This is a genomic window from Rhodococcus sp. FW305-130 (assembly GCF_058788335.1).
In genome coordinates this window covers 332,439-346,555 of sequence record NZ_JBYTAP010000007.1, presented here as the reverse complement: position 1 = coordinate 346,555, position 14,117 = coordinate 332,439, and the positions used below count along the sequence as shown (strand labels likewise).

Here is a 14,117-nt window from a genome sequence, read left to right as displayed (position 1 = left end):
AACCCAAACAACGTTCGCCTCGCCAAAGGAAGTTTCGAGATGCCCTACCAAATCTCCGCAGACACCGGAGGAACATTCATCGATGTCGTCATTAACGACGAACGCGGCAGAAAAACCATAGGAAAAGCACTGACAACGCACGACCGCGTTTCCCGTGGACTCTCACAGGCTATCGCCGCGGCAGCGAGCGAGATCGGCACCGATCTGTCGGGAGTGCTTTCAAACGCGAATCTTTTCATTTACGGCACGACCCGTGCGACCAACGCAATCGTTACTCGAAATGTTGCGAAGACAGCACTTCTGGCCACAGAAGGCTTCACCGACATACTCGTACTGAAGGAAGGTGGGAAGCTCGACGGCCACGACTTCAGCCACAACTATCCCGACCCGTACATTCCTCGGCGCCGCACCTTCGGCGTACCCGAACGTATCAGCTCTGAAGCTGAGGTGACGACGCCGTTGGACGAGGCGGCGGTCCGCACAATTCTGCAGCGACTTGGCGACGAGGGGTACGAGGCGATTGCCGTATCGCTGCTCTGGTCGATCGTAAACCCGGAACATGAACGTCGCATCGGGCTACTCATCGAAGATGAGTTGCCGGGCATCCCCTACACCCTGTCCCATCAACTCGCACCGATCATTCGTGAGTACCGCCGTACCTCGGCGACCGCGATCGACGCATCGCTCAAACCACTCATGCAAGGCCACTTCCGGGAGCTCCGAGACGATCTCGCAAATCTTGGCTATCAGGGCCAGCTACTCGTCTCGACGAGCATGGGTGGAGTGATGGGGATCGACGAGGTCATCGAGTCGCCGATCCATACTGCCAAGTCAGGACCGGCAATGGCGCCCATCGCGGGAGTTAACTATTCCCTCAGCGAGGGACTCGGTGGCGACATGGTCGTATGCGATACCGGCGGAACAACATTCGATGTCGGCGTGAGTCGAGACGGGCAACTGGTGTACTCCCGAGACACCTGGCTGGGCGGAATATGGGAAGGGGACCTTCTCGGGATTTCCTCCGTCGACATCCGCTCCATCGGCGCGGGCGGCGGGTCAATTGCGTGGGTCGATGACGGCGGCCTACTCCACGTGGGTCCGCAATCGGCAGGCTCTGAACCAGGACCGGCCTGCTACGGGCGCGGAGGAGTCGACGCCACTGTCTCCGATGCCGCGACTGTGCTCGGCTACTTCAACCCCGACAACTTCCTGGGCGGCCGTATGCAACTCGACCGCACTTCTGCTGAGAAAGCAGTGGACCGCCTCGCTGCGCAACTTGGCATCGGGCGGTACGAAACCGCCTGGGGCATTCTCTCACTCGCCAGCGATTCGATGGTCAAGGCCGTGCACGAGGTCACCACGGCCCAAGGGCTGAACCCAGCAGAGAGCACGATCGTTGCAGGCGGCGGCGCCGCAGGAATCAACATCATGCAAATCGCCTCCGAACTCGGCGCCCGCAACATCGTCCTACCCCGACTCGCGTCCGCGCTGTCAGCCACCGGAATGCACTTCGCCGACATCGTCAAGGAAGAGGCGAAGGCGTTCATCACGTCCACCAACCGCTTCGATACCCATTCGGTCAATCGGACCCTCGAAGAACTCGACCGTCGACTCAACGAATTCCTCGAACGCGCCGGTCTCCGAGGTCGGTTATCCTCCATCGACTACTTCGCCGAGGCTCGATACCAGGGCCAGGTGTGGGATGTAGACGCGCCCCTACCCTTCGCTCGATTCACATCCGGGGACGAAGATGTCGCGCGCTTCGTCGAGGAATTTCACCAAGCTCACGAACGTATTTTCGCGATTCGCGATGCCGGTTCAGCGGTCGAAGTCATCAATTGGAAAGCCCGACTGACCGTTGAAATTCCCTCCACCCGAGACCATGCCGCTCTCGTTCATGAGGCGACGAGCACCCCCGGTCAACGGTCGTGTTACTTCGGCGGGACAGAACCGATACCAACGGCGATCTACCGACCTGAGCATTTCGATATCGGCACCACTATTCAGGGCCCCGCAATCATCGAAGAGCCCACTACCACCCTTGTAGTTTTCCCGGGGATGAGCGCACAGATCAGCCCCAGCCGCAATTACATCCTGCACACAGACGGAGCGCACTGATGACCTCCACACCCACCACCACGTTTGATGCGGTCCTTACCGCTGTCCTGGCAAACCGCCTAGACAGCGTCGTACGGGAAATGACCAACACATTGCTCCGATCGGCCCGATCAGCAGTGATCAACAGTGCGCGCGACTTCTCGTGCGCCATAACAACTGCTGACGACCAACTGCTCGCTTGTGCAGAGGGGCTTCCTGTCCACATTTTCGGCTCGCAACTGCAGACAGCAGCACTGCGCGAACGCCATCCCGATCTCAAAGAAGGCGATGCCTACCTCGACAACAATCCGTACAAAGGTGGATCCCACGCCGCTGACCACACGATCCTCGTGCCCGTGTTCTTCGAAGGCGAACATCTCTTCACCGCGATCGCAAAAGCGCATCAAGCGGACATCGGGAACTCCCTGGCAACGACCTACCATGCCGAAGCTAGGGACGTCTACGAGGAAGGCGCACTCATATTCCCCACCGTCCAGGTGCAACGCGACTACGCCGACAACGACGACATCCTCCAAATATGCGCCTCGCGCATCCGAGTACCCGCGCAATGGTATGGCGACTATCTGGCGGCCGTGGGATCGGCCCGCACCGCCGAGCGGCGACTCAAGCAACTCTGCGCGAAGTACGGAGTGGAGACAATCAAAGCTTTCATCTCCGACTGGCTCGACTACTCCGAGCAGCGGATGGCCAACGAAATCGCCAAACTCCCCCGCCGGACACTGACGAACACCGGACGCCACGACGCATTCGATCCCTACCTTCCCGAGGGGCTCGAGATCCGGTCCACGATCACCATCGACCCGGACCAGGGACTCATCGAGGTCGATCTCCGCGACAACGCCGACAACCTGAACTGCGGGCTCAACATGACCGAGGCTACAACGATGGCGGCAGTCTTTGCCGGGTTGTTCAACGCCATCGGCGGAGAAGTCCCAAAGAATTCGGGCGCCTTCCGCAGAGTGAAAGTACTTCTGAAACACGGTGCGGCCGTCGGTATACCGAAGTTTCCGCACAGCTGCTCCCTGGCGACTACCAACCTCACCGATCGTCTCATCAACATGATCGGCAGCTCGTTCGCTCAGCTGGGCGCCCCTTTCGGTGTATCGGAGGCGGCTGTAGGGATGGGGCCAGCTATGGCTACCTTGTCGGGCAAAGACTCTCGCTACGACAACGAACCATTCGTGAACCAGATCATCGTGTCCGCCAACGGCGGCCCTGCCAGCGCCCGAGCAGATGGATGGGTCACCTTCGGCCTGCCTGTGGTCAGCGGACTGATGTATCGGGACTCCATCGAAATTGACGAAGTGAAGATGCCGATCCAGTACCGCCACATGTTGATTCGGCAAGACAGCGGAGGCGCCGGCGAGTTCAGAGGGGGGCCGAGTCTAGAGGTCAGTTACGCGGCAAAGGACACTCCGGTGACGGTGATCTTCCCGTGCGACGGCCAGGAAACCTCACCGAAGGGGGTTCTCGGTGGCCACGACGGACAGCGTGCCGAAGCGTGGATCGAGAACGCTGACGGCACCGAATCACCGCTACCTGCCAATGCCGCGTTCGAGCTCGAGCCCGGGCAGGCCGTGCGCGGTGTGGATAGTTCAGCCGGAGGTTACGGACGCCCATTCGACCGCTGTCAGGACGCCGTGTTACATGATGTCATCGAAGGCTGGGTCAGCATCAACGTCGCACGCACCACCTATGGAGTGGCAATCGTACGTACCGAAACGGGACTGGCGGTTGATAGCGCCGATACCTCAGCGCTACGTGGAGCGTGATCTGCTCCACCTCACGGTCCTCAAATTTATGTCTTTGACGACGATCGTTCGGAATACGGGTTCTATGCCAGCAGAATGCGATTGGCGCGGGGAGATGGGTTGTGAACCGTCCGGAATCGTAGGTTCGCGTGCGCTTTCGCAGGCGAACTACTGACGGCTTTGTCTGACCAGATCTCTCCCATCAATGGTGCTGCCCGCGGCAACAAAGTGTGCATAAATGTTTGTCTACCAATGCATTTATGCGCGAGGAAGCAACCAAGCACGTCTCGTACGCCGACTTAATTCTCACTCTGAACGACCGAGAGGAATCATGCGTTTCGAGGGTAGTCCCCCCAAAAAAGTGATCCGGCAAACCTGTTCCGCACCGAACTGGGCTCGCTGTATACAAGTTCTGCGATACTTCACTGCATTCGCTGCGCACCGAGTCTGACGGCGCCCTATCCCCGCTCGTCCAGCTTTCCACCACACAGGCGGCCCTTTATGAGCAATCCACTCAACAGCATCACCGACCACGTCGAACACTGGGCGTCCCACACCCCCAACGCGATCGCCGTGTCCTCATTCGACACCGAAATCAGCTATGCAGAACTCCTCTCACTCATCGACACCACCGCCGCACGCCTATCCGCTGCCGGTGTCCGGCCGGGAGATCGGGTCGTACTCTCAGGCAACAACACCCCTGCCTGGGTAGTAGCCTTCCTCGCGGCGCTACGTATGCGCGCGGTGATCGTGCCCTTGAACTCGCGCCTAGGGTCCGAACAACTCCGCCCACTGATCGAGCTCGTCGAACCCCGCATCGTCCTCGTCGACGACACTCAATTCGCGGTACTCACCACCGCACAGATAACCGAATCGGGAACTCGGATACACGCACTGGGTTCAGGTGACGTCACCGACGCATTCGCTGGGATGCCCTGCGATCACCGTTGGAACGCCCCCAGCTCAGCAGACCGTGACACCCTCGCCCTGCTGAGCTTTACCTCGGGAACCACCGGAGACCCCAAAGCGGCTTCGATATCTCACGGCTCCTTGGTCGATTCGGCGAGTGTGTACGTGCCGTGGATGCCGTTCCGCGAGCGCGCGGTCTCGACCATCCTAGTTCCGTTATTCCACAACACCGGCTATGTCGACCAACTCGGATTCATGCTGGTCATCGGCGGTCAGGTCGATCTCGTGCCTCGGTTCCGCACCACTACCGCCATCGATGCCATGACCCGGCGGCCTCCCTCCCACCTGGCCTCCGTCCCGAGTATCTACCGCATGCTCATGCTCACCGAACACGCTGACGTAATTCTTGGCTCCTGCCGGCACGCCATCGTCGGGGGCGCTGGAATGCCGCCAGCGTGGAGCGCCGAGTTCTTCGAACGCTGGCCAGAACTGAACCTTTTTCACGCCTACGGACTCACCGAGTTCACCTCGGCTACTCACCTGCTACCCGCCGAAGAAATCAGAGACCACGGTGACACGGTCGGCTACCCAGTTGCCGGTGTGCACTGCTCCATCCGTGACCCAGAAGGCAACGAAGTCCCCGGGGGCGCCGCCGGCGAGGTGTGGGTCAGCGGGCCGATGCGGATGCTCGAATACTGGAAGCGGCCCGACGCCACTAAAGACGCGTTCAGCGGGCACTGGCTGCGCACCGGCGACATCGGAGCCATCGACGCGGACGGGCGACTGCGAATCCTTGGCCGGATCAATCAAGTCATCAACCGCGGCGGCGAAAAGATACTGCCCACGCAACTTGAGTATCTTCTCGCGCAAAACACCGCGATCGCCGAGGTGGCGGTCGTGGGCCTTCCCGACCCTGTAATGGGGGAACGTATCGTCGCCGGTGTCGTCCTGCGTGGCGGGCACACACTCGACGAGACCGATGCCAGGGGACAACTACAAGGTCGTGTTCCCGACTACGCCATCCCTGAAAAATTCATCGCCTTACATGAACTCCCCTACAACGCTAGTGGCAAGATCGACCGCAAACACGCAACACAACTTATCGCACAACAAGACGCAGCCGGATCGGTACGAGTTCGTTGACGCCGGATATCTTGCCTGCTTTACTTGCGATGGGTCGGAGTGGAAACCACCATTTATGTTGCGCAGGTAAGCATCTCGCGGGGTGCGAAGACGCGGTAGCTAGCGGCGAGGAAGACGATAGTCTTCCGAGGGCGCCTGCCCGTCGTAGCCGGATCGCATTGGGACGTAAGCCAGCGCTACATCTGCAGCCCGCAATCGGTAGCGCGGCTACAGCATCAAAAGCGACGCTGTGTTGTGGGCCAATATTTCTGTGGCACAGCCATGAGTGCATCTCGCCAGGCGCCATGGCGACATCCGAGAACTGGTTGTGCGTGGATGATGGGTTCGTGTGTCACGTGCTCTCAATCCGCTTGAGCTCAGCTACACCCCAAGACTGAGGAGACGGCCCGCTGTGGGTGTGGATGTGCTGCAGCAGTTTCCAGCCGGGACCTGTGAAGTCAATCTGGCCACCGGTTAGAGTATGTCTCCGCTGCTTCGCATCGAGGCGCCGGGCGGGTTACGCGATCATTGGGAGTAGAGTCAGTAGACCCACTCCCCTGTGAAAGTTCCCGGAAAATGCGCATGTAGGATTTTAAATCCGTCGCGAGCAGTAAGGTTCGGCGGCGATCAGAATGAGTTTCGTCCACTGCTAATGTCCTCGCATGACGAACGTCACCGCAAATCGGTTCAGCGCCGCCGGTTCCGCCCTCGGCTATCTCGCTCAGGTTGAGTATGGATTGTTGTTGATGCTTCGCCGGATGGATACTGACGTATCGCTTGCGATGTCGATGGAAACCGTCGACGATATCGTTTTTGATGGTTCCGACGTCGGGACACCTCGCGAGTTGTGGCAGACGAAACACCATGTAGGTCGACGCGGCTCGCTTGGCGACGCCAGCCCAGATGTGTGGAAGACCATCCATAACTGGATCGAGACATCGGACGGTGCCGAATGTGTCATTTTCTCCACAGCAACTTCACCGGCAGATTCGGCTGCCTCCTTACTCGCTCCTGGTCGTAATGCGGACGCGGTTCGTCAAGCACAGGAGAAACTGGAAGCAGTAGCGAAGGCCTGCGGTAATGAAGCATCAAAAGATTATTACGAAGAATTTTTGAAACTTACGGTCAAAGCGCGATATGAACTTCTCAGTCGCGTCACGGTGATAGATCAAGCAGCGGCAGCAGTTGATATCACTGCCCAACTGATGTTGGCGGTTCGCAAGACGGTGCCAAAAAACCGCCGCACACCACTGGTCGAGCGACTGCGAGGTTGGTGGCATGGCCGAGCAATGACACATCTGACTCTCGTTGCTGATCAGCACAGCGACACGATTGAAATCGAAGAAATCGAAGAGCAATTGCATCACATCGCACAAGCATTGCGAGATGATAATCTCCCGCTCGATTTCGGTGACATGGAAATGCCGAGTGTGGGTGAAGTAGCGGAAGACGATCGAGTCTTTGTCGCTCAACTCAAGCTGATAATGCTCCATAATGAACGAATCCGAATGGCAGTCCTCGACCACAATCGCGCCTTCTTGCAAAGATCTCGATGGCAGCGCGAAAAGTTGCTCGCCGTGACTGAACTTGCAGATTACGACCGGCGCTTGGTCGAAGAGTGGCGCCGACTCTTCATACCCGCAGAGGAGCCGGGCGACACCGAGGCGGTAGACGTCGAAGAACGCAGACGAGCAGCCCTGGGACTCTTCATTGCATTAGGAGACCGACCGCTACCTGAGATACGCAGAGAATTGCGCTCCGGATACATCCCCATCGGGTCCATGCACATCCTGGCGGACCGCCTGACAATTGGCTGGCACCCCGATTGGGTGACCCTCCTTCGCGAACGTGTCGCCGAGGCGCGTGAGACAGCGTGATGCAACCCCCACAGAACACCCGCCCGGACGATGAAGCCGCTGCTCTCTTTAACCCCGCGTTCTGCGGCGCGCTGGTCAATCGCGCCTGTGCGGCCTTCGTTGACAAAACAGATGCACCGCTGCCATTGACTTATGCCTACATCATCCTGCCTGCGTCTCTCCACAAACAGACACGAGAGAATCTTCCGAAAACCGTAGCTACATCAATGTGGGCCTGGATTCGAGAGAACCCGCTGCTCTTCGTTGACATCGCTGAACGCGTAACAGACTTCAAGGAATTGACGTCAGAGGCGATCCTGTTTGGTGTCCGTCACGGCGTGCTAAGGAGCGATGATTTCGGCCTTCTGCCCTCACGGCTAAAGCGGCGTCCTCAGTCGCTTCGCCCAACCGAGGATTGGGAATCATGTATGAATACAGCCGTCTTCCTTGGAAAGTGGTTCGCCACCTCCGACAGTGACGAAGCCACCACACTAGCCAGATGGGGATTTCGACCATGATGCAGCTTGACGCCCTCGTTCTTTACAACCGATCCGGCGAAGAAAGAGTGATCCGCTTTAATCCCGGGAAGCTGAACATCATCAGCGGGGAATCGGGAACCGGAAAAACGAGCATCATCAACATTCTCCGATTTTTGCTCGGCGGCGACAGCCCGCACGCAGCCATCGGGCCTATTTCGAAAACCGTGCATTGGTACGGACTCCTCGCGCACGTGAACGAAACATCATTTTACATCGCCCGACCTGCACCAAATCATGGCTCCACCACATCGCTTGCCGTACTCCTCGTCGGGGAAGACTCGATCCCCGACATGTCTACGTTGTCAGTCAACGCGAACGCAGCCGACGTGATCGAATACATCGGAGGACTAATCGGTATTGGGGATAATCTGAATGTCCCGGCGGACGGCCAAACCAGACTTCCTCTCGCGGCGAATCTCAGGCATTCCCTGTACTACTGCTTTCAAGGGCAGGGTGAGATCGCGAACCCAGACATCCTCTTCCACCACCAAAATCGCGACTTCCAGAAACAGGCGATCCGAGACTCATTGCCGTACTTTCTAGGCGCGCAAGGCCTCGACGCGATGCGTAAACGCGAAGAACTCACTGCTCTGCGTCGAGACATACGGTCCAGGAGTATCAAGATCGGAACGGCAAGGGCAGCACTAACCCTCGGAGTCGGGCGGGCTGCAGGTCTGATATCAGAAGCGCGATCCTGCGGACTGCTCGACGTCACAGACGCACCAACTGCATCCGACGAAGCAATGGACCTTCTCAGGCGCATCCTGATCTCTCCGTCATCCACTGAAGTGGACTTCGGTGAATTTGACGAGACCGAACAACTTGTTCGACGAAAACGCGATCTTCGCAACCAGATTCGTGAACTCAACGACAATCTCCGCGGCCTCGACAATTTTGCCAACGTCGGTAGAGATTACAACCAAGAACTGAATGAACACCGGGTAAGGCTCGCGTCGATCGGGTTGATACCCGACAGAGAAGTAGAGAATCCCTCGTGCCCGCTTTGCCGAAACTCCATCGCCGCAATCCCAGAGCACGACGCAATCGCTCGCAACCTGGGCAGAGTAGAACACCGCCTGGAACTCGCTCAACGCGACCAGCCACGGATCGAGCAGGCGCGGAGCGGGCTGATTGCACAACGGGAGAAGCTGCGAGCGGACCTTTCGGACGCCGATGAGGCGCTTGACTCCCTGGCCCGAACCGACGAAGCGCGCCTCGCCGAACGCGGTGAGTGGGAACAACAGAGCTTTGTGAAGGGAAAGATCTCCCAGTATCTCGCAACCGCAAACGTCGACGGCGATGACACCATTGACCTCATGGAGCGGGAGCTGACCGAACTCCAACGGTGGGCCGAAGACCTCGCCGATGAACTCGACCCCGAAACGCTTCGATCTACTGTCGCCTCATTACTGGCCGCAGTTGCACGCAACATGACCTCTATGGCGCAGACGCTACAACTCGAACATTCGCAACACGGAGTCCGCATTGATCCTCAACGTCTCACTGTCGTCGCCGATACACCTCAAGGTCCCGCATACATGGATGCTGGCGAAATCGGCAGTGGAATGAGTTGGGTCGGCTACCACCTGGTCGCGTACCTCGCCCTGCACGATTTCTTCATTACGAACCGCCGACCAGTCCCGGGATTCATCGTCATCGATCAGCCCAGTCAAGCATTCTTCCCGCGTGACCGGGAAACCGGTGGTGACCTCAGCGAACTGACCGACACAGACCGTGACAACACTCGGATGCTGTACAAGCTCATGTATGACGCCGTGCAAGCGCAAGGAGGCCGACTGCAAATCATCGCTTTTGATCACGCGGATTTCACCGACGACTGGTTCCACGACTCTGTCGTTGAGACCTGGCGTTCGGGCGAAGCGCTTATCCCACGAACGTGGATCAATGCGGAGCGCAACATCGATTAAGTGGCCGATTGCGGCGGACGCAGGATGCCACGCCAATTGTCGCGGGTTCGAAGCGTTTGGACCGCAACCCCCTCTTAGAATCGGGGTGTCGTACTCTTTCTGCGAACGATGATGTCGCAGAAAGGTTCCTATGCGTCGGTGCTTCATTGTCAACGGAGGTCGGCGAGAGACAAAGCTGGGTACCGGTGGGCCCTGGCCAGTTTGTTGGTTGCGGCCGAAGTCGATCGAAGGATCCGGTCCGTCGAGGTGGCCGATTGGTCCGCGAAGGGTGTGTGCACCCTGGTCTCACAGGAAAACCGCTGATTGTCAATGGATTCGGGAGGAATGCAGAAATATTCTCGATCCGGCAATGACTCAGTTCGATTGCTGGCGAGACGATTTCATCGGAAAAATACAGCGTTCCGGTGATGATGGCACCGCGAAGCTCAATGTTCTTCACTGGCCCATCCGAGTATCCATGCCGGATCAGTCGCGCCAGAATTTCGCCGCGGATCATTCGCTCGGGTGACGTCCACTCAGCGATTTCGAGTGCGGGCGGCTTGATCGTGCGAAATGTCCGTCCAGCGATTTCGAAGTTGTGCAGCTTGGATTCGTACGGAATGGGGTCGCAGATCGTCGACGTCCGCACTGCATGGAGAAGTTTCCGTTCGGCTGGCAATAGATTTTCGGTGTCGAGGACGGGGCCCGCGCCATACCCCGGATCCTCGTATACCGGCGAAGGCACCGGGTCGTCCTCTGATCTAAGGCCTTCCGTTTCCAACACCTTTGCGTCTTCTTCCGTCGGGTACCCGGCAGCGCGGCTACAGCATAAAAGCGACGCTTCAGGGTGTCATACCGACGAACGATTCGGGTGCGGTCTCTCGCCGGCGCACGATTATGCGAAGTCGACAAGCTCCTTTGAACTGGACCTGCGGCATGCCTCGGGTAGGTCGAGGTCTGCTCGAATGGCACCGGCCCACGGTATCTGGTTGAACGGGGTCAGTCGCGGCGTGACGGTGAATCCCGTCTGGAGCCGAACGCCGTTGGCGTCAATTAGGGAGTGAAATGTACGGAAGGCTTGCCTAGCTAGGTTTGTCTCAACTTCAGTATCGGAGCTTGTCTCATCGGGTCTGTTCCGCAGGTGTCTGTCTCAACTTCGGGCGATGGCGGCAGTGGCTGCCGCCATCGCCTGAAGGTGGGACGGATTTCAGATCTTGTGAGATCCTGCTACAAGCACCAATTCGATTCCACTAGTGCAAAATTCGGTTTTTCTACAGGTGGGGTAGTGCTGCGGTGAGGAAGACGATGCCGAAGGCGACACCGGCAATGCCGGTGAGGATTCCGACGATACCGGCGCTGCTGTCCCCCGGATCGTGTCCGGGGGTGTCGGGTCGGCGAGCAGCCAGTGCGGTTCCGATGGCGGCGGCACCGAGGAGGATGCCGAGGCCGAACATCCAGAACGTCAGGATCGAGAGGGCACCGAGCATCAACGCCATGTCGCTGTATTCGTCGCTGTTGATCGGGCGGTGGTGATCCCACCAATCGGGCGAGGTGTGCGGGCGGGATTCGGTGTTGCCTGTGTTGTCGGATTGCTCGTGCGGGGGGGAAGGTTGATGCAGTCATGACGGCTAAAGGGTTCTCGTGCTGATTCTTTCGTGTGGTGGATGGGCCGATCGGCCATACGGGTGCAGAGGGGATCGAACGGCGGTGGGGATCGAACGGGCGGTGGGGTGAGCCCCGAGCACGCATCGCGTGTCTTCGAAACTCACCCCACCGTGGAACGCTTGTCCGGGCCAGCAGGATCAGGCTTCGACCTGGACCTGCGTTGTCGCTTCGATGGTTTCGGTACGTGAGGGCGGTCCGGAGGAGACCTCGATCCGCCGCGGTTTCGCCTTCTCCGCGATCGGCAAGGTCACCGTCAACACACCGTTGTCGTACGAGGCGACGATCTGTTCGGCGTCGATGTCGTCGCTGATGGACAGTTGTCGTCTGTATGTTCCAGCGAAACGCTCACTCGCCAGCCAGCTCACACCCTCTTCGGAGAGGGCGGTGCGGTGCGCGGTCAACGTCAGAGTCGAGCCGTCGATGTGAACGTCCACCGAGCCGGGATCGACGCCGGGAAGATCGGCGTGCAGGACGTACTGGTCCTCGACCTTGTAGAGGTCCATTGGCATGAACCGTGGACTGCGTCCGTTGCCGGTTCCCGCGGCGAGGACGGACTTGGTGATCGCATCGATGTCGGTGAAAGGATCGAAACGAAGCACAGCAACACACCTCCCATGTCGTGAAACGAAAGGTCCCCGCCACTGTGGCGGTCGACCGAACTCACTGTGCGAGAACATGATAACCACATGAATTAGCACTCTGCAACTGAGAGTGCCAGACTTTTTTTAAGGAGTGTCTCGGTCGCGAACAAGGCGGCATCGGAGCAGGAACAACGGCGGTTGCCAACCCCATATGGTTGGGGCGAAACGGGAATTGCCGGTGGCCAGATGCTGTCAGCTGCCGGTCGAGTTCGTGCGGGCTTACGACTGCCGCTGCGCCCAGCAAGTTCGAGGTTCGCGTACAACGGCGATTGCTTCAAACCCGTATTCTTGCAATGTGTTTCGATTCCAAAACTGCCGCGTCTCGTAGATTTCGAGCAGACAGGCGCGTTCTTCCACGGTGAGTTTGCGCTGACAGCCCTAAACTGCGGAAACGGCGGGGGTGGCTGACTTTGATGCGTGGTCAGCCACCGCCCCGTTTTACCCGGAACCTGTCGTGATGAACGCGTATCGCCGATTTCGGGGGTGCTTTGTAGTTGTGTTCGGGGCGGTCTGGCCCTGCTCGGTTCTTCTGGACACGAAGCAATGCAGAGGCTGTTTTCTCTCGCCCTCCTCAGGCGGATACGAAGGTCAGTTAATTCCGACGACTTCCTGGGCGATCGCCGCAAGTCTTGCCTGTGCAGCGGATACGACGCCATGTCGGTTCTTGTGCGCTTCCTCGTACGCAACGATGTCTCGCACCTGTGCGGCGTCGGTCAGTTCCTTGACCGCGGAGACGGCCTGGGCGACGTTGAGTTCGTCGAAGTCTTCGATGGGAAGTTCAGCGGGGTCGAGTAACCCACTCGACTTCCGTACCGAACGGAAGACATCCGCGGCACCGTCAGCACCTTCTCGGCGAGTGACTTTCTCAGCCGTGGCGATGGCCGCATCCCTACTGGCCGACAGTGTTTTCACAGTCACGTCACCGGCATATGCGCCCCAGCTGATCAGCTCACCCAATACCGGCGGCGACGTGCGAACAGCGTCGATGGCACGGTCGAGACTGCGGGTGGACCAGGAGACCGGAACGTTGACCAGTCGAATGGCTGCTCCGGTGGCCGCTTGGAACGGAGTGCGACGCAAAGCTGCCGGCCCCCCGAGTGCCTCCTCGGCAAGGACGGTGGTCAGCCAGTCCACAGTCGCGGAGTGTGCAGTGATGAGGCGGTCGGCCAACGCCGCGACGGTCTGATCGTCGCCGGCAGTGGCCAGGGCCTTGAGGTAGCGGGAGCGGTCGAGGAGTTGATGTTCGAGCGCAAGGTCTCCCAGTACAGCTTCGTCGAAGGGCTGGGCCTGTTCGACCATCGCTTTCACGCCTGCTGTCGCTCGTCCGAGGAACGGACCGACCGATTCCGGAACGCCACCCAGATCGCGAATCGTGGACTCGATGGAACTGGCCCTTTCTCGACCGTTCTCTGCGTTTTCCGTGAGTTCGCGTCGAACCGCTTCGGTTCTGGCTTGAGCGACGCGTGTTTCGGCGACCTGGATCTCGGCATGTGTCAGACCGAGGATGATGCGCAGCTGGTTGATCAAGGCGGACGTGGTTTCGGAGTTGCTCATATCGGGGGCGTCCCTTCGTCGGTGCGTGCTTTACATGATGTTCAGCTTGTGCTCG

9 protein-coding genes are annotated in these 14,117 nt (G+C 58.9%); 6 read left to right on the top strand and 3 right to left on the bottom strand.

Features of this window, described 5'->3' with window-relative positions:
* Positions 1–39 precede the first annotated feature (39 nt).
* From AC3WQS_RS23070 to AC3WQS_RS23045, 6 genes are all read left to right on the top strand, one after another.
* Positions 40–2,118: a hydantoinase/oxoprolinase family protein gene (locus tag AC3WQS_RS23070; RefSeq protein WP_192712671.1), complete on the top strand. Its 2,079-nt coding sequence runs from the start codon at positions 40–42 to the stop codon at positions 2,116–2,118.
* Positions 2,118–3,890 carry a hydantoinase B/oxoprolinase family protein gene (locus AC3WQS_RS23065; protein WP_192712672.1) on the top strand — a complete coding sequence of 591 codons (1,773 nt, stop codon included), beginning with the start codon at positions 2,118–2,120 and terminating at the stop codon, positions 3,888–3,890. The genes AC3WQS_RS23070 and AC3WQS_RS23065 overlap by 1 nt, the downstream gene beginning before the upstream one ends.
* Positions 3,891–4,370: 480 nt before the next feature.
* Positions 4,371–5,921 (top strand): class I adenylate-forming enzyme family protein, encoded by a 1,551-nt coding sequence (locus AC3WQS_RS23060; RefSeq protein WP_192712673.1) that lies wholly within the window; start codon positions 4,371–4,373, stop codon positions 5,919–5,921.
* Between the two features lie 641 nt (positions 5,922–6,562).
* Positions 6,563–7,777, top strand: coding sequence for an ABC-three component system protein (locus tag AC3WQS_RS23055; protein ID WP_492712530.1), 1,215 nt, complete (start codon positions 6,563–6,565; stop codon positions 7,775–7,777).
* Entirely contained in the window at positions 7,777–8,274 is a 498-nt protein-coding gene (locus AC3WQS_RS23050; RefSeq protein ID WP_354541587.1) for a three component ABC system middle component, read from the top strand. Before AC3WQS_RS23055 ends, AC3WQS_RS23050 begins: the two co-directional genes overlap by 1 nt.
* Positions 8,256–10,223, top strand: coding sequence for a DUF3732 domain-containing protein (locus AC3WQS_RS23045; protein ID WP_192712676.1), 1,968 nt, complete (start codon positions 8,256–8,258; stop codon positions 10,221–10,223). The genes AC3WQS_RS23050 and AC3WQS_RS23045 overlap by 19 nt, the downstream gene beginning before the upstream one ends.
* A 1,250-nt stretch (positions 10,224–11,473) precedes the next feature.
* On the opposite strand, the gene AC3WQS_RS23040 is transcribed toward AC3WQS_RS23045, so the two are convergent.
* The 3 genes from AC3WQS_RS23040 to AC3WQS_RS23030 all read right to left on the bottom strand — a co-directional run bounded on the left by AC3WQS_RS23040 (position 11,474) and on the right by AC3WQS_RS23030 (position 14,062).
* The gene (locus tag AC3WQS_RS23040; RefSeq protein WP_492713548.1) at positions 11,474–11,698 is read right to left on the bottom strand and encodes a hypothetical protein; all 225 of its coding nucleotides are present in this window, start codon (positions 11,696–11,698) and stop codon (positions 11,474–11,476) included.
* 306 nt (positions 11,699–12,004) lie between these two features.
* A complete protein-coding gene (locus tag AC3WQS_RS23035; protein WP_031331396.1) occupies positions 12,005–12,466 on the bottom strand; it encodes an Hsp20/alpha crystallin family protein in 462 nt (153 codons plus the stop codon).
* A 630-nt stretch (positions 12,467–13,096) separates the two neighbouring features.
* Positions 13,097–14,062: a DUF8129 domain-containing protein gene (locus tag AC3WQS_RS23030; RefSeq protein WP_428690290.1), complete on the bottom strand. Its 966-nt coding sequence runs from the start codon at positions 14,060–14,062 to the stop codon at positions 13,097–13,099.
* Positions 14,063–14,117: the final 55 nt, after the last annotated feature.